The organism is Ochrobactrum sp. WV_118_8, assembly GCF_039631535.1.
GTDB lineage: Bacteria > Pseudomonadota > Alphaproteobacteria > Rhizobiales > Rhizobiaceae > Brucella > Brucella anthropi.
In genome coordinates, this window is sequence record NZ_JBDIUZ010000001.1 from 1,969,967 (window position 1) to 1,990,342 (window position 20,376).

Consider the following 20,376-nt stretch of genomic DNA (forward strand, 5'->3'; position numbering starts at 1 on the left):
AAAACTGAATCAAAATTTCAACGCCTTTTCGAACCGCACAAGCGCCACATCATCCAAAGGCAAACCAATGCGCAACCAGCGCGGGGCGTAATCGAATTTCCGGATCAGAATATGTCTCTCGCACAATCTGGTGTAAATCCCGATTGCATCCGCGTGTTCGACGAGAGAAAACAACGCCGTGCCGCCAATTTCCCTCAGACCGCTTTTGTCCAGAACAGCCGACAATTCCGCCCGCCGCAGATCAATACGTGTGCGATAATCCGCAAGCGTTCCGGCATCGCTGAAAGCATGATTGGCGATTGCCAGTGCCGGGCCAGAAACCGCCCATGGTCCAAGCCGCCGCTCCAACGCTTCAACAAAACGACCGCCTGTAATTGCAAAGCCCAGACGAACGCCAGCAAGCCCGAAAAACTTGCCGAAGGATTTCAGCACGATCATCGGTGCATCTTCTGCATTTGCCGCAATGGTGACGGCCTCATGCGCGTCGGCGAACGCCTCATCAACAACCAGAAAGCCCCCGCGAGCACCGAGTTTCTGTGCAAGTTGCAGGAGAGCCTCTTTCGAAATCACGCGACCGTCTGGATTGTTCGGATTAACGATGACTGCCGCTGTTGCCTCACTCGGAATTTCATCAAGCGTCACACATTGCACAACCTTCCAGCCGGAAGCGGCGAACGAAGCAGCGTGTTCCTGATAGGTCGGTCCGAGGATGGCTACCGTCGACGGCGCGATCAGCGTTGGAACGAGCTGGATCAAAGCCTGCGTGCCCGGCGCTGCAACGATCGGTGCTTTCTCGTTCAGCCGATAATAGCTGCGGGCCAGTCGCAACGTTTCCTGTAACAATCCTTCATCAGGCAGACGGTTCCAGATTTCAGGTGTCAGTTCGGGAAGCGGAAAATGCTCTGGATTGATGCCCGTCGAAAGGTCGAGCCAGTCTTGCGGCCTGCCACCAAAACGCGCGACGGCCTTGTCGAGCGCGCCGCCATGCTCGATTTCTGCACTCAAGCTTTCTCTCCGCAAAAATCGATGACATGCATGAACGAGCCTGAAACGGAGCCGACTCTCAGGCCTGCCTCGCCAACATCGTCGCCGACAGCATCACGCACACGGAAAAGACGATCAGCCTTTCCTTCACGCACGATGCTGGCATAGTGAAACTCATGCGCGTTCAATGTCTCAGTCCATGGCGAGCCTTCAAGCGGTTCCAGCATGCGGTAGCCGAGATGCAGCTTTCTTTTTGCAAAGCTCGTTTCGAGCGGCAGAAGATCCAGCATCGGGTGTGTGACACCCTCTGCATCCTGCAAGCTTTCGCCGAGAACCATGTAGCCACCACATTCGCCGTAAACTGTTACCCCACGGGCTGCAGCTTCGCTTATGCCCGCCTGAAAACGTCCTGCCTGCGCCAAACGCCCTGCATGCAATTCAGGATAGCCGCCCGGCAGATAGATTGCATCGGCATCCTGTCTCGGAGACTCATCGTCGAGCGGTGAGAAGAATGAAATCTCCACCCCTCGCCTGCGCCAGCCTTCAAACAAATGCGCATAGGCAAAGGCAAATGCGTCATCGCGGGCAACGGCAATGTGGTTGCCCAGCGGCTTCAGGCGCGGCACATTGGCCATCGCATCGAAGCGCTTCGGTCGCGACCAGATCGTTTGTAACGCATCGAGATCGATATGCGTTTCCATTGCATCTGCAGCGTGTTCGAGAAAGCTCTCAAGATCAGAGTGCTCGCCCGCCTGCACCAGCCCCAGGTGCCTTTCCGGCAAGGAAAGAGCAGTATCGCGGGGCAATGCACCAAGAACCGGAATACGGAGCGGCTCCAATGCGCCGCGTAACATAGCCTCATGCCGGGAGCTGCCAACGCGATTGAGGATGATGCCCGCAATCAGCACATCCTTGCGAAACTGGCTGAAACCCCAGACAAGAGCGGCAATGGAATGTGATTGCCGGGCACAATCCACCACCAGCACCACCGGCAGATCGAGAAGCCGGGCAAGATCGGCAGATGAACCCTTGCCGTCCATCGCTCCGTCAAAGAGCCCCATCATGCCCTCGGCAACCAATAGCTTGGCACCACTTTCCGTCATGCGGGAGGACAGTGCACTGATAAGTTCAGGGCGCATCGCCCAAGGGTCCAGATTGAAGCAATCCACCCCGCTTGCAGCCTTGTGGTAGGCGGGGTCGATATAGTCGGGACCGGCCTTGACCGGCGCAAGCGCTTCTCCCCGCCGTTTCAGGGCGCGCAGCAAACCCAGCGTTACCGTTGTCTTGCCAGACCCGGAAGCCGGCGCTGCTATCATGAACCCCTTCATGCGCTTCTCACTCCCTCATTTTGATTTCGTCTGGCAAGCGGATCGCTGGACAGGATTTTACCGTTCAACGCACCCATCCAATCCAGCCCGGCGCGCAGACGAACCACTTCACCTACGACCACAATGGCAGGCGGGTTCAGCCCCGCCGCTTCAACATCTTTTGCAGCCCGCGCCAATGTCGTTTCAAGCACGGTCTGGTTGGGGAGGCTTGCATTGCACACGAAGGCGACAGGCTCATCCGGCGAACGCCCAGCCTCGATCAGCCGCCTGGCGATAAGGTCTATATGTTTCATCGCCATATACATGACGATAACCGGCGCAGACTTGGCGATGCCAGTCCAGTTGATCCCGTCAGGTATCGAGCCGCTGGCATCGTGACCGGTCAGAAAGGTCACCGATTGATTGATATCGCGATGGGTGGCGGCAATACCCGCATAGGCGAGGCCGCCAATTCCGGCAGTCACTCCGGGAACGATGCGAAACGGAATGCCATGCTCCACCAAGGTCAGCGCCTCTTCTGCTCCCCGTCCGAATACGAACGGATCACCGCCTTTCAGGCGCAGCACCTTCTTTCCCGATTTTGCAAGTTCAACAAGCCGCAGGGATATATCACGCTGTTTTGGCGAAGGCTTGCCGCCGCGCTTGCCTGCATATTCCAGAACAGCATCCGCATTCTTGAGAGACAGGCAGGCATCATCCACCAGCGCGTCGTAAACGATGACATCTGCCTGCTGTAAGGCGTTGACAGCGTGAAGCGTCAAAAGACCGGGATCGCCCGGCCCGGCCCCAACGAGCCAGACATGGCCGGGTTCCATCGCAGGCAAGGTCACTTTGCTCCTCGCAATGACACATGCAGCCGTTTCTTCAGCCTTGTTCATTTTCATCAACCACTATTCTATCTGGCGGCACAGCTATCAGATACATTATAAGGCGTCCATGAATGACGAAACCGCTCCAACGAATAAAAGTCAGGAAAAAGCCGAACTCCGCCGCGGCTGGACCACGGGCGCCTGCGCAACCGCTGCCACCAAGGCGGCATTGACGGCGCTTATTACCGGTGAATTTCCTGATCCCGTCGGTATAATTCTGCCCAAGGGGGAAGTACCCTATTTCCAGCTCGCCTATGAAGGGCTGGGCGATGGCTATGCGATGGCAGGCATCGTCAAGGATGCCGGCGACGATCCCGACGTGACCCATGGTGCCACGATCATCTCTACCGTATTCCCGGCCCCACCCGGAACCGGCGTCGTCTTTCGTGCAGGTGAAGGCGTTGGCACAGTTACGCGGCTCGGCTTGCAGATTCCTCCGGGTGAAGCTGCCATCAATCCGGTCCCGCGTCGTATGATGACCGAAATCTGCGAGCAGATTTGCGCCGAATACGGCCTGCCCGCGGATATCGTCATTACGATATCGGTGCCCGGCGGCGAAGAGATTGCCAAAAAGACATGGAACCCGCGTCTCGGTATCGTCGGCGGTATTTCCATTCTCGGCACCACTGGTGTGGTCCACCCATTTTCCTGTTCAGCCTGGATACATTCGATCCATCGCGGCATCGACGTTGCCCGCGCAGCCGGGCAGAAACATGTCCTCGGCGCGACAGGTTCGACGTCCGAGGATGCTGCGCAGGCGCTCTATGATCTGCCCGATTTTGCCATTCTCGACATGGGCGATTTCGCTGGCGGTGTGCTCAAATATCTGCGCGAGCATCCTATCGACAAACTTACGATCGCAGGCGGTTTCGCCAAGCTGACGAAGCTTGCGCAAGGTGCGCTCGACCTCCATTCTTCACGGTCGCAAGTGGACAAGAGTTTCCTTTGGACCCTCGCCGAAAAGGCTGGCGCGCCGGAAAGCATGAAGGATCAGATTCTCTTTGCGAACACTGCGCTGGAAGTGCTTGAACTGACTCAATCAATCGGGCTCGACATAGCCACGCCAATTGCGCTCAAGGCGAAAGAAACAGCGCTCGAAACCCTTCGCGGCGCGCCGGTCGCAGTCGAGATTATCGTAACTGATCGCAGTGGGAATATCCTTGCGCGCGTCTGACCCCAAGATACTCATTCTCGGCGGAACGACCGAGGCTGCGGCACTTGCAACGGCCTTCGCAGGGCTGCCCGTCAATGCCATTACCTCGCTTGCCGGGCGTACCAGCAATCCAGCCAAACTGACCGGAACGGTTCGAAGCGGTGGCTTCGGAGGTGTTGATGGTCTTGCTGCCTATCTCGACGAAGAACGGATAGACCTCATCATTGACGCGACCCATCCCTATGCCGCACGTATCTCGCAAAATGCAATGCAGGCGGCAGGCAAGCGCAGCATATCATTGGTGAGGCTGGAGCGCCCCGCCTGGGAGGAAAAGCCGGGCGACCGCTGGATCAATATTTCCGATGAAGCCGAAGCAGTAAATGCTATCCCATCCGGTGAGAGTGTATTTCTGGCGCTCGGTCGCCAGCACATCGCGCCTTTCGCGGAGCGCGCTGATGTTTATTTCATCATCCGCATGATCGATCCACCGGATGTGACACTACCACAGGATTGCGAAATCGTTCTGGCGAGACCCGGCGATTACGCTGCGGAGAAGCGTTTTCTGGAAAACCACCGGATCGGGCTGATCGTCAGCCGCAACTCGGGCGGCACCATTTCCTATGCAAAAATCGAGGCTGCCCGTGCACTGGGACTTCCGGTCATGATGATTTCCCGTCCACCGGTTGCGGCCAGAAACGTTGTCACCTCGCCAGAAGAGGCAATCATATTCGCCCGCAAAGCACTAGGTTTTTGAACGCGCCGCGTGGCTGTGCGCTTCATGGTAAAGCGCTGAATCGCGAAAGCTTTTAGGGTCCAGTCCGCGCCCGACAAAAATCATTGCCGTACGTTTCAACCCGGATGCAGCCACCTTCTCCGCTATATCTGACAGCGTACCGCGTAGAATTTGTTCATCAGGCCATCCAACGCGATAGGCGATAACCACCGGACAATCAGCACCGTAAAGAGGTGTCAGCTCGGCCTCGATTTTGTTGAGGTTCCGGATGGAAAGATGGATCACCAGCGTCGCACCCGACCGCCCGAGTGTGGTAAGGTCTTCGCCTTCAGGCATAGCAGACGATTTCATCGAGGTACGGGTCAGGATGATTGTCTGATTGACCTCGGGAATGGTCAGTTCCTGCTTCATGGCAGCGGCAGCGGCTGCAAAAGCTGGCACCCCCGGCGTCACATCATATGGAATGCCTAGACTGTCCAGCCGACGCATCTGTTCGGCCATAGCGCCATAAATCGACGGGTCGCCCGAATGCACTCGCGCAACGTCGAGGCCTTGCATATGTGCTGCTTCCATCTCAGCGATAATCTCGTCCAGCGTTAGCGATGAACTGTCGACCAGACGCACATCCTTCGGTGCTCCGGCAACAACCTCCTTCGGCACCAGCGAGCCCGCATAGATGCAGACAGGACATTGCTCGATGAGGCGCAGACCGCGCACGGTGATAAGATCCGCCGCGCCGGGGCCGGCTCCAATGAAATGAACAGTCACGATTTACCCTTCCTGAACCGCGGACATGACTTTCCGTGGCGTCGAAAGTCAATCCGTTTCCGGCAGAAGCTCTTCGATATCGTTGAAGATCGACTGCCATTCTTCGTCCGTCAGTTCGAAGAAATTGAAGCTGCGCAACAGGAATGCACCTTCATTGGCTATGAAGGCCAGCCGAGTCCTGCGCCCTTCCGGTGTGGAGACGTCAAGCCCATCCCATTGCTTGCGATACCAGAGACGGGTTTCATCCAGATGTTCGGTGTTGGGAATGAGACTGGTCATCATGGCCGCAAAGCGCGAGTCGTCTTCGGCATCGCTTTCGCGGGTCACGCGAATATGGGCGGCAATATGAGAAAGCGCGTCCATGCGGCCTTGCTTTTTCTTGTCGACCTGTGCGTCGAAACGGTCGCCCCACCGCCCGATCATCGCTTTCAAAAGCCCGTCCTTATTGCCGAAGCAATACTGAACGCCCCCTTTGGTCACACCAGAAGCCTGTGCGACGGCATCCATGGTGAGGGCCGCCAGCCCACCTTCGGCGACGAGCTTTTCAGCCATATCGAGCACATGGTCACGGTCGATTGAGCGCGGCCTGCCTATTTTGTGCAAATTTTCACTTTCCATACAGACGGATTTATATTAAGTGAGCCCTCCTCGCAAGTTTGAATACAAGCGTATTGAAAAGGTGCTATCCAATGTTGCCGAAAAATCGCTGGCTGGTTCTGACCATTGTTTCCAGCGCATTGTTTCTGATCGTCGTGGACATGACGGTGCTTTATACGGCGCTACCCCGCCTCACCCACGATCTCGCGGCCAGCGCTTCCGAAAAGCTCTGGATCATGAACATCTATCCGCTCGTCGTTGCAGGACTCCTGCCCGGCCTAGGCACGCTTGGCGACAAGGTCGGCCACAAGCGCATGTTCATGTCTGGACTCGCAGTCTTCGGACTTGCCTCATTCTGCGCGGCCTACTCGCCAAACCCGGAATTCCTTATTGCCGCTCGCGCATTTCTCGCTTGCGGCGCAGCCATGATGATGCCCGCAACGCTCTCTATCATTCGGTTGACGTTCACCGATGACAAGGAACGCTCGCTTGCAATCGGCATCTGGGCGGCTATTGCATCAGGCGGCGCCGCCATCGGCCCTGTGGCAGGCGGCGTTCTGCTGGAATATTTCTGGTGGGGATCGGTCTTCCTTATCAACGTACCCGTCGTACTGGTTGCGCTGTCACTCTCCGTCTTCACACTTGAAAACCGTCCGCTCGGCTCCAAGCGCAAATGGGATTTGATCGGTTCGATCCAGATTATGGTTGGATTGATTGCACTCACCTATGCCGTGAAGGAACTCGCAAAGCGCGATGCGTCCATGACTGTATTTACAGCCGCGCTGGCAATCGGGTTGGTCGCATCATTCATCTTCGTGCGCAGGCAGCTCGCAAGCGAAGCACCGCTGATCGACTTCTCTCTGTTCAACAACAAGCTGTTTTCGATGGGTGTTTTCGCAGCTCTGGTGGCGTCCGGTTCAATGACGGGGATGGAGCTCGTCTTCAGCCAGCGCATGCAGCTGATCGAAGGCATGACACCCTTGCATGCCGGATTATCAATCCTGCCTATTCCTCTGGCCGCTTTCGTTGCAGGGCCGCTCGCTGGCATCATGCTCCCGCGCCTTGGTACCGGCAAGCTTCTGTGGTCGTCGCTGGGGATCACAGCACTTGGCGTTATTGTCTACATTCTGACTTACAAGACTTCGGCATCGTTCTATCTGGTCGGGCTTGCGATTCTCGGCTTCGGCGTGGGAGCTGCCATGACAGGTGCATCGTCGGCAATCATGACCAATGCACCGGTTGAAAAGGCAGGCATGGCAGCTTCCGTTGAAGAAGTTTCCTTTGAACTCGGCAACGCTCTCGGCGTTACGGTTTTCGGAAGCATTCTGTCCGTATTCTACACGGCAAGCCTTGTGATCCCTGAAGGCGCAGGTATTCCCGCAATCGTGCGCGACAGTCTGGACGAAGCGCTTCTGGCAGCTCAATCCCTACCGCCAGCAGATGCACAAACTCTGACGGCACTGGCATCGGCGGCTTTTGAGAGTGCTTATGTTGCCGTCATCACAGCGACCGCAACTCTGCTTTCGATCGCTACGCTCGTGGCCTACATTATTCAGCGACGTAAGACTATTACCGCATAATCCGAAGTCAGGACCGGGCGACAGCCAATGCGGCAGTTGCCCGGCCTGATACGGTCTTTTCGACCACAAGAAAGCCATTCGGACCGGTGGCAGCAAGCGCAGCCGCTTCAGCGACACCATGACATCCAACTGCCTCGAGAACAGTCTCCGATGGGTTTTCGAGACGCGGAGTTTCCTTTTCCAGCCGCTCGGCATCGAAGAAACAAAGCGCACATTCATAGTGCGCTGCAAGCTCGTTCCATGCGAGCTCGCCACACTTGGTGTTCAAAGTTGCGATAGCGTCAGGCCGCGAACAGCAGCCTTGTGACAACACCTGATCGGCCAAAGCCAAAAGCTCATCGAATGTCACGCCGGACGAACCGCCCATGCCGAGGACTGTGCTGTAGTTTCTAGAACCCACAGGGAGACGACTGGCGTGCTTTGTGCAGCTCTTCCGGCTTGACGCCGAGTGTATCGGCAATGCGCTGGATCATCGTTGCCTCGGAACGGTCGAGCCGGTGATCGGAACAGGCAATCTTTACGAGGTCACTAAGCAGCGCCAAACGGCGATCCGGTGCCATCTCGGCCAGCATGTTGGCAGCTTGCTTGGTTGTGGTCTCGTAGGCGAAATCCTTGAGATACTCGGCCACTTCCGGAAGCTCTTCCGGCGGAATGCCAAAATTCCTTTCGGCAATTTCCTTGAACGCCGCTATTTCAGCCGGATGCTGGTCGCCATCGGCAAACACCACATGCAACAGCAAAAGCAGTTCAGAAGCGAGCGCCGGATCATCGGCCACGCGCTGCACGGCGCTCTTCTTGCTGAGAAAAGCGGTAATCCGCTCAAAGATGCTCTCGCTCATGGAACCCCTCAAAACTTTCAGCCTGGATATAATGAATAACGCCGGATACACCGGAAAACAATCTCGCTCAACGCACTGGCTTTCTTCGGAGATTATCCTTGTCCGACTAGCGTTAGGAAAGCAGCTGCTCTATGTTGCGCCCACCTCTCCCTTGGGCTTCCCCGATGCTTGAATTTTTCGATACGCTTACCCTGCTCCTGACGGCTGCGGCATTCATCGCCGGGATCATCGATTCCATCGCCGGTGGTGGCGGAATGATTACAATTCCCGCCTTGTTGCTGGCCGGAGTTCCACCCGTTGAAGCGCTTGGCACGAACAAGCTGCAAGGCTTGTTCGGCTCGTCATCGGCAACCATCGCCTATGCGCGCAAAGGGCATGTAAACATCAAGGAACAGTGGCCTGAAGCACTTGCATCGCTCATCGGCTCAGTGTTCGGCGCTTTACTCGCAACGGTTCTGCCGGTCGACATCATGCGTGCAGCGCTGCCAATCCTCCTCATCGCGATTGCGGTTTATTTTGCCATCAAGCCGAGTCTTGGCGATGTTGATCGTGCGCGACGTATCGGCCCGTTTCTTTTCGGCGTAACACTCGTTCCGCTGATCGGATTTTACGATGGCCTCTTTGGTCCCGGAACCGGATCGTTCTTCATGCTCGCATTCGTGGCACTGGCCGGTTTCGGTGTGCTGAAAGCTACGGCCCATACGAAACTTCTCAACTGCGCGTCCAATGTCGGCGGCTTTGCAACCTTTGCCGCTGTCGGCGTCATCAACTGGAAGATCGGTATCTGTATGGGCGTCGCCCAGTTTATCGGCGCACAGATTGGCGCAAGCCTCGCCATGAAGGTCGGCTCACGCATTATCAAACCGCTTTTGATCGTTGTCAGCCTGGCGCTGGCAGTTCGCCTTTTGATGGACGGAACCAATCCGCTGCGCCAGTGGGTTGGCTTTTAAATCCGAAGCGCTACCAGCACCACGCCGCAGCCGATAAGCAGAATGCCAAACCAGTTGAGGGTGGACATGCGCTCGCCAAGGAATGCCGCACCGAACAGTGCCACCAGCACAACCGACAATTTATCAATCGGCGCGACGCGCGATGCATCCCCGATCTGCAAGGCCCGGAAATAGGCAAGCCACGAAGCACCGGTCGCCAGACCTGAAAGCACCAGAAACAGCCACGACTTTCCGGAAATCTCGCCGGGTTTCTGCCATTGGCCGGTAACGGTCAGGAACAGGCACAACGCGCCAATGATGACCAGCGTGCGCACGAGCGTGGCGAAATCAGAATTGATGCCCTGAATACCAACCTTGGCGAAGATGGCGGTCAATGCGGCAAACACCGCCGACATCAGTGCCCAGAATTGCCAGCTAGCAATCATCAAAACTCAATACCCTTCTGTGCCTTCACACCAGAGCGGAATGGATGCTTTATCATTTCCATCTCCGTCACGAGGTCGGCCGCTTCAATCAGCTCGTCCTTGGCATTGCGACCGGTAATGATGACATGCTTCATCTCCGGCTTGGCTTCGAGAACCTCGATCACTTCCTCGACCGGCAGATAATCGTAGCGAAGCACGATATTCAGCTCATCACAAAGCACCATATCGTAGCTTTCATCCAATATCATGGCTTTGGCTTGTTCCCATGCCCCACGCGCCATGGCGATATCTCGCGTCCGGTCCTGAGTCTCCCAGGTAAAGCCTTCGCCTAGCGCTGAAATAGTCACCTGTTCGGGGAACTTTTCGAGCACCCAGCGCTCACCCGTGTCCCACGAGCCTTTGACGAACTGCACGACGCCGATTTTCATTCCGTGACCCAGCGCACGGAAAACCATCCCGAAACCGGCAGTCGACTTGCCCTTGCCTTTACCGGTATGGACGATCACCAGCCCTTTTTCTTCAGTCTTTGTCACCTGAATCTTGTCGCGGGCAGCTTTCTTCTTGCGCATCTTGTCCGCATGGCGTGCATTCAGTTCCTCTTCCGTCATCGAAAGAAGTTTTTCCGATTTCTCAGCCATTTACCGCCCTTTCCGGATTCAATTTTTGAAGATTTGAACTCAATGTTTCCAGCTCGAACCGCGCAGAGTTGGAGCGAGGCGTCCAGAAGCCGCGCAAGATAGCATCGTTGAGTTTCGCTGCCGTCTCGACAAGTGCTGCCGGGTTTTTCTCGGCCATGAAATCATGCACCGACTTGTCGGCGATATAAGCCTGATAGACCGCCTCGAAATGATGGTTCCCAACCTTGCCGGTGGTCGCCGCGAAGGCGAACAGATAGTCGACAGTTGCCGCAATCTCTGCCGCACCCTTATAGCCGTGGCGCATGACGCCTGCGATCCATTTGGGGTTGGCTGCGCGACCGCGTACGACGCGCGAAAGTTCTTCTTCCAGCGCACGGATCACCGGCTTTTCCGGGCGGGAATGGTCGTTATGATAAACTGCGGGCATTGCGCCACTCAAACTTTCAACGGTCGCAGCCATCCCACCTTCGAACTGGTAGTAATCGTCGCTATCGAGAAGGTCGTGCTCACGATTGTCCTGATTTTGCACAACAGCCTGAACCGAACGCAGCTGTTCTTCGAGAAGGCCGCGCTCAGCCTGCCCTTCCTCGCCTGCGCCATAGGCGTAACCGCCCCAGACAAGCCAGGCTTCCGCCAGATCGTTGCGTCCCGCCCAGCCGTTCTCGTCGATCAATGCCTGCAGGCCTGCTCCATAAGCGCCGGGTTTGGCCCCGAAGACACGATAGCCTGCACGCCGCTCCGCAGTCTTTTCGTCTGCCCCTTCTGCAACGAGGCGCGCTTGCTCAATCCGCATGCGTGCTGCGATTGGATTGTCTTCGGCATCCTCATCAAGAGCGCCTACTGCACGCACGGCCTTGTCGAACAATGCAATCTGTTCTGGAAACGCGTCGCGGAAAAAGCCGGAAATGCGCAATGTCACATCGACACGTGGACGGCCAAGCTTTGCAATCGGAACAATTTCGTATCCGGTTACCCGGCGGGACGCCATATCCCAGACCGGCTTGACGCCGATCAGCGCCAAAGCCTGCGCAATATCATCACCGCCGGTGCGCATATTCGATGTACCCCACGCGGTTAGGCCGAACGATGTCGGCCATTCACCGTGATCCTGCGTATAACGGGTAATCAGGAGCTCCGCCGATTTGCGTCCCAGTTCCCATGCTGCCGGAGTGGGAACGGCGCGACTATCAGTAGAGAAGAAATTGCGACCGGTTGGCAGCACATCGGGACGGCCGCGTGTCGGTGCACCGGATGGTCCCGGCGGCACAAACCGCCCGCCAAGTGCGGCAAGAAATCCATCTATTTCCGAAGGCCCACAGGAAACCACCATGGGGCGCAGATGCCCCTCGATGGATTGGAGAACCGCCTGCGTCTGCGGCCAGTCTACGGGGCACTCTATCGCGCCTGCAACAAAGCTGGCTGCCAGCAGTTCGATACGCTCCACCGTATCGCCCGCAATGCGCCATGTTGCAGGGCTCGCAGCCAGCAAGAGTTCCGGTTTGGCACCTGTCCACGCCTCTGCCATATTGCAGTCCAGCGGATCGAATGTTTCGCCAAGCCCGCAATCCGCAGCGATTGCACGCTGGAGACTTTGATCTCCCGGCGCACCGCCAAGCGAAACCGGCACGCCACGTGGCACACGTGCCAGCGCAACCAGAAGATCGGTTAGCAACCTGCCTTCAGGCGCCAGCCCGAAAATATGCAGACCGTCGCGTATCTGCATTTCCTTGAGATCACAGAGATAGGCGTCGAGCTTTTGCAGCGCCATGTCTTCATCGTCATGATCGTGAATGCCCGCATCGCGATCAAGCCCGATGTCGCGCACGAGATCGAGTATCTGTCCTTTCAGTCTGAGCAGGCGGCGCGGATCGACGCCGGAGGCCTCGTAATATTCGTCCACCAGCGCTTCAAGGTCTTTCAACGGCCCATAACTTTCAGCGCGCGTCAGCGGCGGCGTCAGGTGGTCGATAATAACCGCGCTGGCGCGACGCTTGGCCTGCGTGCCTTCGCCCGGATCATTCACGATGAAAGGATAGATATGCGGTGTAGGACCGAACACGGCCTCGGGGTAGCAGTTTTCGGACAGCGCAAGCGCCTTCCCTGGCAGCCATTCCAGATTTCCATGTTTGCCCATATGCACAATGGCATCGATGCCGGCGACCTCGCGCAGAAAAGCGTAGAAGGCAATATAACCGTGCGGCGGCACCAGATCAGGCGAGTGATAAGTCTCTTTCGGGTCGATATTGTAGCCCCGTGCAGGCTGGATACCGACAAAAGTTTCGCCCAGCCGCATCAACGGCAATGCGAAAGCGACAAGCTCCTGCGCAAAATAAGGGTCATCTTCCGGCGCCCCCCAACGCTCTTCGATTTCTTTCTGAATCGCAATGGGAAGTCTTTTGAAGAAAGCCTTGTATTGATTCAGTGAAATCGTTTCGCGAACCTCACGTCCGTCACGCGCAGCATTGGTCGGGCCTGCCGTCAACGCACGCATCAATGCATCACCGTCCACGGGCAGGTCAGCGACGGGATAGCCGCCCTTCGCCATGGCGTGCAGTACTTCAACCGTTCCGGCTGGCGTATCGAGCCCTACCCCGTTTCCGAGCCGCCCGTCGCGGTTCGGATAATTCGCAAGGATAAGCGCAACACGTCTGTCATTGGGCGATTTCCGCTTCAACCGCGCCCAGTTTGCAGCGAGCTGCGCCACAAAACCCACGCGGTTTTCATGCGGCTCGTGCGTCACGATATTCGCTTCCACTGCCGAATCAAACTGTTTTGCCGACTTGAAGGACACGGCACGCGAAAGCACACGCCCGTCCACTTCGGGCAAAGCGACATTCATCGCCAGATCGCGCGCCAACATGCCCTGCTGTGACGTTTCCCAAACTGCCTTCGGTGTGCCGGAGAAAATCACCTGCAACACCATATTGCCGCGCTTGTCGAGGACAGTCGGCTTGCGCTCCGCCCCCGGCGAAGAAATTGCAAACCCCGTGGCATTCAAAACGATATCCAGCGGACAATCCTCGAACAGACCGTCGACGACTGCGGCAGACAATCGATCCTTGAGGCTCGAAACGAATATCGGAAGCGGATTGAGACCTTTTGCCTGCAAAGCAGCAATCAGCGCATCGACGGGCTGCGTCTGTCCGCTTTGCACCAGCGCCCGATAGAAAATAATGCCAGCGACAGGTGCTTTTGCATCGCTCCAGTGCGTGCGAATACTATCCAGCGAGGAGACATGCTCTCCCGGCCACCACAGACCAGCCTTGAGCAGAGGTGCAGCACTTTCAGGCTTCTCGGAACCCGCAATCAGCGCAGCGCAGTAGTGAAGGAATGCGCCGGCATTCACAGCCCCGCCCTCGATCAGATACTGCCAGAGTTCATTTCGCTCGTGCGCAGAGATCGTTGAAAACCGGTCCAGCCCATGATCCGGCTTGTCGTCTCCCGGCAATACGGCAATCTTGATACCGTGATTGAGTGCGCAAGCATGCAGCGCTTCTAACCCGTAAGGCCAGTATGTCTCGCCGCCAATGATGCGCACCACGATGAGGCTCGCATATCTGGCAGTACGCTCCACATAAGCGTCCACCGACATGGGATGGGTGAGACTCAGGAAATTGGCCAGTCGCAAGCTTGGCAAATCCGGCGCAAGTCTGTGTGCCTGCGCCAGACTGGCCAGTTCCGTATCGGCGGCGGAAAGGAACAATATCTCTCCCGGCGTCTGGCCGAGATCGACAGCCTCATTGCCGTCGCTGATTGTTCCTTTCTGGGCAAGAAGAAGATGCATCGGTCAGACAGCGTCTTTCACGGCCTTGGCAATGGCTGCTTCATCGATGTCATGCAGCCCGATCACAACCAACCGCGTAGAGCGCGTTTCATCCTTGCCCCATGGACGGTCAAAGTAATGTTCGATACGCGAACCGACCGCCTGAACGACCAGACGCATCGGCTTGCCCGGCACATCGACAAAGCCTTTCAGGCGAAGAATATCGTGTTCCGCGATGACTGCTTTCAGCTTTTCCGTGAATAGCTTGGGATCCGCCACAGAGCCCGCTTCGACCACGAAGCTCTCGAACTCGTCATGATCGTGCTCGTGTCCATCCGCATGATGGATTTCATGGTGGGATTTGCGGTTGGCGATGTCGTCTTCCGTGCCAACGCCAAGGCCGAGCAGAACGTCAACCCCAAGCTTGCCAAAGCTCGCAGGAACCATATTCACCCGGCGCGACGAACGCTCGGCCACATCGGCCTTAACACCGTCGAGCATCGAGGCGTCAATCAGATCGGCCTTGTTGAGAACAATCAGATCGGCTGCATGAATCTGATCCTCAAAAAGTTCTTCTAAGGGGCTTTCATGATCAAGAGATTCGTCCGCCGCCCGCTGCGCATCCACCCTGTCGTGATCATCGGCAAAACGCCCCTCCGCGACGGCGGCGGCGTCGATCACCGTCACCACGCCATCGACCGTCACCTGCGTCTTGATTTCCGGCCAGTTGAATGCCGCGACCAGCGGCTGCGGCAAGGCCAAACCGGACGTCTCGATCACGATATGATCGGGGCGATCAGCGCGGTCCAGAAGCCTGGTCATGGTCGGGATAAAATCATCGGCAACGGTGCAGCAGATGCAACCATTATTGAGTTCGATCACGTCTTCTTCGCGGCAAGTCTCGATACCGCAACCTTTCAGAATACCGCCATCGACACCGAGGTCGCCGAACTCATTGATGATCAACGCAATGCGTTTTCCATTGGCGTTTTCCAACAGGTTGCGGATCATCGTCGTTTTGCCCGATCCGAGAAAACCCGTGATGACTGTTGCGGGAATTTTCTGTCCCTGCATCGATTTATCCCTTCATCCTGAGCGGCAACCCTGCCGCCATGAAATAAACTTCATCCGCAATCGCGGCCACTGCCTGATGCAGAAAGCCTGCATGATCGCGAAATTCCCGTGCCATGCGATTTTCAGGCACGATCCCAAGTCCAACTTCGCTCGAAACAAAAACCACAGGCCCGGCAAGATTCGGCAGCATGGCGACAAGACTTGCCGTCTCTGTCGTTATATCGCGCTCGGCCATCATCAGATTGGTCAACCACAGGGTCAGGCAATCGACCAGCACGAACCGATCCGTAGCAGCATTCAATGTCAGTGCACCGATCAGATCGAGTGGCTCCTCCACCGTCTGCCATTCGGAACCACGTCGGTCGCGATGAATGGCAATGCGGTTTTCCATTTCCTTGTCGAAGGCGCGTCCTGTTGCCAGATAGAGCGGCTGAAGCCCCGAGGACTCAACCATCTTCTCGGCATAGGACGACTTACCCGAACGGGCTCCGCCAAGAACCAGAACCGATTTTCCCGGCGAAGCCATTTTCATCAGCCCTCAATCTCGGACGATGCGTAGTGCTGGATGAACCAGCCAAGTGCGAGGCCGATCACGGCCCACATGAACAGGTTCGTCGCCAGCGATGCGACCGCATATTGCGAAGCAAGCAGTGATGGAATCGGTGACGAGATGTCTTCGGGATGCGGAGCACCATAAAGATGCGGCGCCACGATCAGCACCAGACCGAGGGCCTTTGCCCAGATTTCCTGGCGCAACACGATGAGATAGAGGCCTAAACCGCTCAGCACCACGGTAGCGAGCCACCAGAGCTGACGTTCAGCCAGATCAGCCGCAGGCATTGCCGGTAATTCGGGTGATAAGCCCAACGCGGGTAGAAACGCGACCGCGAAGAAACCGGCAACGCCCCAATAAATCCCATTCTGCACCGTAATGCGGCGTCCGAGAAGCAAGGCCACGCCACCAAGCAGCAAGGCAAAACCTGCACCTGCTACGAGATTGGCAAGGATCGTATTGCCCAACCGCCCAAATGGTAGTTCAGCCCCTTCTTCCTCGGCACTTTCGGCAGCGGCGCCATGATCATGCGGTGTGGCTTCCGCCTCGCCGTGACTATGGCCACCGCCAGCATCTTCATAGGTTTCGGCCTGCAGGATCAAAGGCACTGTCTTCAAATACATGGCGGGAGTAACCAGCAGCCCGGCCAGAAGCCCCGCAGCAAGCGTCGCCAACAAATAACGGATCAACATTTCTGTCCCTCAATAGCAATTTCGCGCCGATGGCCGTCCACCATCGAGCTTTGCTCAGCTTCAATTCCGAAAGATGTTAAACTGCTCAGTGGCAGGGAAAACCATAGGAATGGCGCGTATCGTGCGCTGAATCGTGCAACGTATCAGAATGGGCAAGCCCTACGCCGTAGATCAGGAACGCGCCGAGAAGCAGTGAAACCACAGCCGTGCCCAGACGAGCAGCGAGCGGCATTGCGAGTGTGCTGGAAACAGAATTTTGAGTACGTGCAGCCATGACAACCTCCGTGCAGGCAGCAGGGAAAAACCTCCCATGGGGCTCGGGCTCAATGCCCTCACGCAGCAGGCAGGTCTCCTGGCTCACGGGTCACGGGGATTGAAACTACCTTCCCAGAAGCTTTACAGCCTCCAGTGGTTACCGGTTGCCCGGCTTGCCTCATCCCTCTCCGCTCTACAGTCGCGGGGTCGGCTGCGATAAAGACGCCCGGATTGGGTCCGTCCGTCGCATTCCCTTTTTGGTATTGCCGGGATTCGTCCCGGCAAAAACCTGTTGCATGGTTTCGACACTAGGCTTTCGCCCCATCGTCGTCAATCGCGACCGATGATTGACGACCTCATTTCAAGTTAAACAGTGCATCGATATCGAGACATGCGTCCAGCCCTTCGGCCAGCTCATCCAATGCAGCCTCAACGCCAGCGCGATAGTTTACTGAACTGCTACGCACACCAAGATCCTCCAGAAATCTCCGGCGAAATTCGTCTGCATTGAAAACACCGTGGAGGTAAGTTCCCATTATGTGCCCATCTGGCGATATGGCTCCATCGTCATGCTCGCCAATTCGGGCGAAAGGCCGCCCCATATCCGGTCCGGTCGTTCGTCCGATATGGATTTCATAACCTTCCAGCGGCACATTATGGAGAAGCGCGGTCGCCTGCACGTTGCGGACCACTTTTTCAGGTTCCATCACCGTTTCGATATCGAGCAGCCCAAGACCATCAATGTCGCGTACATGCCCCTCGATACCAGCAGGATCGCTGATGTGGCGACCAAGCATCTGGAACCCGCCGCAGATACCAAGCACATGACCGCCTCGTTTCACGTGGGCAGATAATTGGCGATCCCAGCCATTGTCCCGAACCGCCTGCATATCGGCTATCGTGGACTTTGTCCCCGGCAGAACGACAAGGCCCGCATCGCCGGGAATGCTCGAACCAGGCGGCACCATGACCACTTCTACATCCGGTTCAGCCTTTAGCGGATCAAGATCATCGAAGTTGGCGATGCGCGGCAACATCGGCACAGCAACCACAAGCGGCTTCTTGTCTCCGCGTACAGCACGCTCAAGAACGACAGAATCTTCGGCTGGTAATCGCGATACCGCTTTCAGCCACGGGACAACGCCGAAAGAGCGCCAGCCGGAAAACCGGGTAATGGCAGCCAGCCCGTCATCAAAAAGCGAAATATCGCCCCGGAACTTGTTGATCAGAAATCCGCGAACCATGGCGCGGTCCTGTTCGGACAGAATAGTGTGCGTGCCGACGAGAGACGCAATCACGCCACCTCTGTCTATGTCACCGACCAGAACAACCGGGACATCGGCCTGTGTGGCAAACCCCATATTGGCGATATCACCGGCCCGGAGATTGATTTCAGCCGGTGACCCTGCCCCTTCCACCAGCACAAGGTCCACGCCTTCGCTGACCTTGGCGAAAGATTCCATGACAGCCGCCATAAGTTGTGGCTTCAATTCCTGATAATAGCGCCCGCGCGCCTCGCCTCGCACTTGTCCCTGCACGACAACCTGACTACCCATGTCAGTCTGCGGTTTGAGGAGTACCGGATTCATATGGACAGACGACGACACACCGCAAGCCAGCGCCTGCAGCCACTGCGCCCGACCAATTTCGCCGCCGTCGTCGCTGACCGCCGCATTGTTGGACATGTTTTGCGGCTTAAACGGCCGAACATTCAGGCCGCGATTGCGCGCAACCCGGCATAATCCGGCAACAAGAACACTTTTGCCGACGTCTGAACCCGTTCCCTGAAACATGATTGCGCGTGCCATGGACTGCTGCGTAGCTTAAACTGAACTTTCTGGCAACGGGACCTCCATCGGCGAGCGTCTATGCAAAAATGCGCATCAGTTTATTACAAATGTGAGCAACATTATTCCAATGGAGCGTTGGCAGTCTCACACGGTTATGATCTAGTCCGGTGACAAGGTGCGGTGCTACAGGGAGGAAACCATGGATGCTGCCGACCAGAACCAGTACGAGCTGAACGAAGATCAGCTTGCCATTCAGGATATGGCGCGAGCCTTCGCCAGTGATCGCGTTGCCCCGCATGCATTGCAATGGGATCGCGACAAGCATTTCCCCGTCGACATATTGCAAGAGACCGGACCGCTCGGCATGGGCGGCATTTATGTGCGTGAAGATGTGGGCGGCTCGGCGCTGAAGCGGCTCGACGCAGTGCTCATTTTTGAAGCACTGGCAACTGCATGCCCTTCATTCTCGGCTTTCGTCTCCATCCACAACATGGCCGCATGGATGATCGACACTTTCGGCAATGACGAACAGCGCCTGCGCTTTTTGCCAAAGCTCACGTCAATGGAATGGCTTGCCAGCTACTGCCTGACGGAGCCCGGATCGGGTTCGGATGCGGCGGCGCTCAGAACACGCGCTACACGCGATGGCGATCATTATATCCTCAATGGTTCCAAGCAGTTCATTTCCGGTGCAGGCGCCACGGATGTCTATGTGACGATGGTGCGTACCGGCGAGGACGGCCCCAAGGGGATTTCCACCATCGTTGTGCCAAAAGATGCACCCGGCCTTTCGTTTGGCGCAAATGAATTCAAGATGGGCTGGAACGCACAACCGACAAGAACCGTCATTTTCGACAATTGTCGCGTCCCGGCTGAAAACCTTCTCGGTGATGAAGGAACGGGTTTTCGCATAGCGATGGCCGGGCTTGACGGCGGTCGGCTCAATATTGCTGCCTGTTCGCTCGGCGGCGCACAATCGGCGCTCAACAAGTCACTGGAATATTGCAGCCAGCGCAAAGCCTTCGGTCAGACAATTGACCGTTTTCAAGCGCTGCAATTCCGCCTGGCGGACATGGAGACGGAACTCTCCGCGTCACGCCTTCTTCTTTACTCCGCTGCCAGCAAGCTTGATCGCAAAACCCACGATGCGGGCAAATGGTCGGCAATGGCCAAGCGCTTTGTCACTGACACGGGTTTCAATGTGGCGAACGAAGCGCTGCAGCTCTTCGGCGGCTACGGCTATCTGCACGAATACGGGATCGAAAAGCTTGTCCGCGATCTGCGCGTACACCAGATCCTCGAAGGTACGAACGAGATCATGCGTGTGATCATCGCACGCCAGATGATCGGACGCTAGTTCTGAATTAGTAACCGCCAAGGGAGGA

General features: G+C 56.8%; 20 protein-coding genes and 1 riboswitch. Of the genes, 5 read left to right on the forward strand and 15 right to left on the reverse strand.

The annotated features are described in order from the left end of the window. Nucleotides 1-9: 9 nt before the first annotated feature. From cobD to cobA, 3 genes are read right to left on the reverse strand one after another with little or no spacing between them, the layout of a single operon-like run. Complete coding sequence (gene cobD / locus ABDF71_RS09580) at nt 10-1,005, reverse strand: threonine-phosphate decarboxylase CobD (protein WP_500061485.1); 996 nt, start codon at nt 1,003-1,005, stop codon at nt 10-12. Then, on the reverse strand, nt 1,002-2,312 hold the full coding sequence (locus ABDF71_RS09585) for a cobyrinic acid a,c-diamide synthase CobB (RefSeq protein ID WP_500061486.1): 1,311 nt from the start codon (nt 2,310-2,312) through the stop codon (nt 1,002-1,004). The genes cobD and ABDF71_RS09585 overlap by 4 nt, the downstream gene beginning before the upstream one ends. Next, nucleotides 2,309-3,190 (reverse strand): uroporphyrinogen-III C-methyltransferase, encoded by an 882-nt coding sequence (cobA, locus tag ABDF71_RS09590; RefSeq protein ID WP_500061487.1) that lies wholly within the window; start codon nt 3,188-3,190, stop codon nt 2,309-2,311. The genes ABDF71_RS09585 and cobA overlap by 4 nt, the downstream gene beginning before the upstream one ends. A gap of 58 nt (nt 3,191-3,248) precedes the next feature. Between cobA and ABDF71_RS09595 the strand changes: the two genes are divergently transcribed. Both ABDF71_RS09595 and ABDF71_RS09600 read left to right on the forward strand, forming a co-directional pair. Next, nucleotides 3,249-4,355 carry a cobalt-precorrin-5B (C(1))-methyltransferase gene (locus tag ABDF71_RS09595; protein ID WP_375849760.1) on the forward strand — a complete coding sequence of 369 codons (1,107 nt, stop codon included), beginning with the start codon at nt 3,249-3,251 and terminating at the stop codon, nt 4,353-4,355. Further along, complete coding sequence (locus tag ABDF71_RS09600; RefSeq protein WP_500061488.1) at nt 4,342-5,088, forward strand: cobalt-precorrin-6A reductase; 747 nt, start codon at nt 4,342-4,344, stop codon at nt 5,086-5,088. The genes ABDF71_RS09595 and ABDF71_RS09600 overlap by 14 nt, the downstream gene beginning before the upstream one ends. Here ABDF71_RS09600 and cobM read toward each other — a convergent pair. After that, nucleotides 5,077-5,835 carry a precorrin-4 C(11)-methyltransferase gene (cobM, locus tag ABDF71_RS09605; RefSeq protein WP_437260041.1) on the reverse strand — a complete coding sequence of 253 codons (759 nt, stop codon included), beginning with the start codon at nt 5,833-5,835 and terminating at the stop codon, nt 5,077-5,079. The two genes, ABDF71_RS09600 and cobM, sit on opposite strands and share 12 nt — an antisense overlap. Before the next feature lie 48 nt (nt 5,836-5,883). Continuing rightward, nucleotides 5,884-6,438: a TetR/AcrR family transcriptional regulator gene (locus tag ABDF71_RS09610; protein WP_437260040.1), complete on the reverse strand. Its 555-nt coding sequence runs from the start codon at nt 6,436-6,438 to the stop codon at nt 5,884-5,886. A gap of 86 nt (nt 6,439-6,524) precedes the next feature. Between ABDF71_RS09610 and ABDF71_RS09615 the strand changes: the two genes are divergently transcribed. Continuing rightward, entirely contained in the window at nt 6,525-8,012 is a 1,488-nt protein-coding gene (locus ABDF71_RS09615; protein WP_437260039.1) for an MFS transporter, read from the forward strand. A 7-nt stretch (nt 8,013-8,019) separates the two neighbouring features. On the opposite strand, the gene ABDF71_RS09620 is transcribed toward ABDF71_RS09615, so the two are convergent. Next, on the reverse strand, nt 8,020-8,379 hold the full coding sequence (locus ABDF71_RS09620) for a cobalamin biosynthesis protein (protein ID WP_437260038.1): 360 nt from the start codon (nt 8,377-8,379) through the stop codon (nt 8,020-8,022). 22 nt (nt 8,380-8,401) lie between these two features. Further along, complete coding sequence (locus tag ABDF71_RS09625) at nt 8,402-8,851, reverse strand: tellurite resistance TerB family protein (protein ID WP_010659842.1); 450 nt, start codon at nt 8,849-8,851, stop codon at nt 8,402-8,404. 164 nt (nt 8,852-9,015) lie between these two features. Here ABDF71_RS09625 and ABDF71_RS09630 point away from each other — a divergent pair, with 164 nt between their 5' ends. Further along, a complete protein-coding gene (locus tag ABDF71_RS09630; protein WP_029928915.1) occupies nt 9,016-9,801 on the forward strand; it encodes a TSUP family transporter in 786 nt (261 codons plus the stop codon). Here the strand turns inward: ABDF71_RS09630 and ABDF71_RS09635 are convergent. The 8 genes from ABDF71_RS09635 to ABDF71_RS09670 all read right to left on the reverse strand — a co-directional run bounded on the left by ABDF71_RS09635 (nt 9,798) and on the right by ABDF71_RS09670 (nt 19,009). Next, nucleotides 9,798-10,226 (reverse strand): EamA family transporter, encoded by a 429-nt coding sequence (locus tag ABDF71_RS09635; protein ID WP_012091859.1) that lies wholly within the window; start codon nt 10,224-10,226, stop codon nt 9,798-9,800. The genes ABDF71_RS09630 and ABDF71_RS09635 overlap by 4 nt on opposite strands. Next, a complete protein-coding gene (gene cobO / locus ABDF71_RS09640) occupies nt 10,226-10,864 on the reverse strand; it encodes a cob(I)yrinic acid a,c-diamide adenosyltransferase (protein WP_500061489.1) in 639 nt (212 codons plus the stop codon). The genes ABDF71_RS09635 and cobO overlap by 1 nt, the downstream gene beginning before the upstream one ends. Next, entirely contained in the window at nt 10,857-14,648 is a 3,792-nt protein-coding gene (gene cobN, locus ABDF71_RS09645) for a cobaltochelatase subunit CobN (RefSeq protein WP_500061490.1), read from the reverse strand. The genes cobO and cobN overlap by 8 nt, the downstream gene beginning before the upstream one ends. Before the next feature lie 3 nt (nt 14,649-14,651). Beyond that, nucleotides 14,652-15,701, reverse strand: a complete 1,050-nt coding sequence (gene cobW / locus ABDF71_RS09650; protein ID WP_029928919.1) for a cobalamin biosynthesis protein CobW — start codon at nt 15,699-15,701, stop codon at nt 14,652-14,654. A 4-nt stretch (nt 15,702-15,705) separates the two neighbouring features. Further along, on the reverse strand, nt 15,706-16,227 hold the full coding sequence (cobU, locus tag ABDF71_RS09655; protein ID WP_029928921.1) for a bifunctional adenosylcobinamide kinase/adenosylcobinamide-phosphate guanylyltransferase: 522 nt from the start codon (nt 16,225-16,227) through the stop codon (nt 15,706-15,708). 5 nt (nt 16,228-16,232) lie between these two features. Beyond that, nucleotides 16,233-16,946, reverse strand: coding sequence for a CbtA family protein (locus ABDF71_RS09660; RefSeq protein WP_029928923.1), 714 nt, complete (start codon nt 16,944-16,946; stop codon nt 16,233-16,235). 85 nt (nt 16,947-17,031) lie between these two features. After that, nucleotides 17,032-17,220: a CbtB domain-containing protein gene (locus tag ABDF71_RS09665; protein WP_006467114.1), complete on the reverse strand. Its 189-nt coding sequence runs from the start codon at nt 17,218-17,220 to the stop codon at nt 17,032-17,034. A 51-nt stretch (nt 17,221-17,271) separates the two neighbouring features. Beyond that, nucleotides 17,272-17,509, reverse strand: a riboswitch (cobalamin riboswitch). Nucleotides 17,510-17,557: 48 nt separating this feature from the next. Further along, nucleotides 17,558-19,009: a cobyric acid synthase gene (locus ABDF71_RS09670; protein ID WP_500061491.1), complete on the reverse strand. Its 1,452-nt coding sequence runs from the start codon at nt 19,007-19,009 to the stop codon at nt 17,558-17,560. Nucleotides 19,010-19,190: 181 nt separating this feature from the next. Between ABDF71_RS09670 and ABDF71_RS09675 the strand changes: the two genes are divergently transcribed. Beyond that, a complete protein-coding gene (locus tag ABDF71_RS09675) occupies nt 19,191-20,348 on the forward strand; it encodes an isobutyryl-CoA dehydrogenase (protein WP_151615709.1) in 1,158 nt (385 codons plus the stop codon). Nucleotides 20,349-20,376: the final 28 nt, after the last annotated feature.

Coding starts and splice junctions, on each gene's coding strand:
- ABDF71_RS09585 (WP_500061486.1), bottom strand. CDS start 2,312: ATGAAGGGGTTCATGATAGCAGCGCCGGCTTCCGGGTCTGGCAAGACA.
- cobA (WP_500061487.1), bottom strand. CDS start 3,190: ATGAACAAGGCTGAAGAAACGGCTGCATGTGTCATTGCGAGGAGCAAA.
- ABDF71_RS09595 (WP_375849760.1), top strand. CDS start 3,249: ATGAATGACGAAACCGCTCCAACGAATAAAAGTCAGGAAAAAGCCGAA.
- ABDF71_RS09615 (WP_437260039.1), top strand. CDS start 6,525: ATGTTGCCGAAAAATCGCTGGCTGGTTCTGACCATTGTTTCCAGCGCA.
- ABDF71_RS09620 (WP_437260038.1), bottom strand. CDS start 8,379: ATGGGCGGTTCGTCCGGCGTGACATTCGATGAGCTTTTGGCTTTGGCC.
- ABDF71_RS09625 (WP_010659842.1), bottom strand. CDS start 8,851: ATGAGCGAGAGCATCTTTGAGCGGATTACCGCTTTTCTCAGCAAGAAG.
- ABDF71_RS09630 (WP_029928915.1), top strand. CDS start 9,016: ATGCTTGAATTTTTCGATACGCTTACCCTGCTCCTGACGGCTGCGGCA.
- ABDF71_RS09635 (WP_012091859.1), bottom strand. CDS start 10,226: ATGATTGCTAGCTGGCAATTCTGGGCACTGATGTCGGCGGTGTTTGCC.
- cobO (WP_500061489.1), bottom strand. CDS start 10,864: ATGGCTGAGAAATCGGAAAAACTTCTTTCGATGACGGAAGAGGAACTG.
- cobN (WP_500061490.1), bottom strand. CDS start 14,648: ATGCATCTTCTTCTTGCCCAGAAAGGAACAATCAGCGACGGCAATGAG.
- cobW (WP_029928919.1), bottom strand. CDS start 15,701: ATGCAGGGACAGAAAATTCCCGCAACAGTCATCACGGGTTTTCTCGGA.
- cobU (WP_029928921.1), bottom strand. CDS start 16,227: ATGGCTTCGCCGGGAAAATCGGTTCTGGTTCTTGGCGGAGCCCGTTCG.
- ABDF71_RS09660 (WP_029928923.1), bottom strand. CDS start 16,946: ATGTTGATCCGTTATTTGTTGGCGACGCTTGCTGCGGGGCTTCTGGCC.
- ABDF71_RS09665 (WP_006467114.1), bottom strand. CDS start 17,220: ATGGCTGCACGTACTCAAAATTCTGTTTCCAGCACACTCGCAATGCCG.
- ABDF71_RS09670 (WP_500061491.1), bottom strand. CDS start 19,009: ATGGCACGCGCAATCATGTTTCAGGGAACGGGTTCAGACGTCGGCAAA.
- ABDF71_RS09675 (WP_151615709.1), top strand. CDS start 19,191: ATGGATGCTGCCGACCAGAACCAGTACGAGCTGAACGAAGATCAGCTT.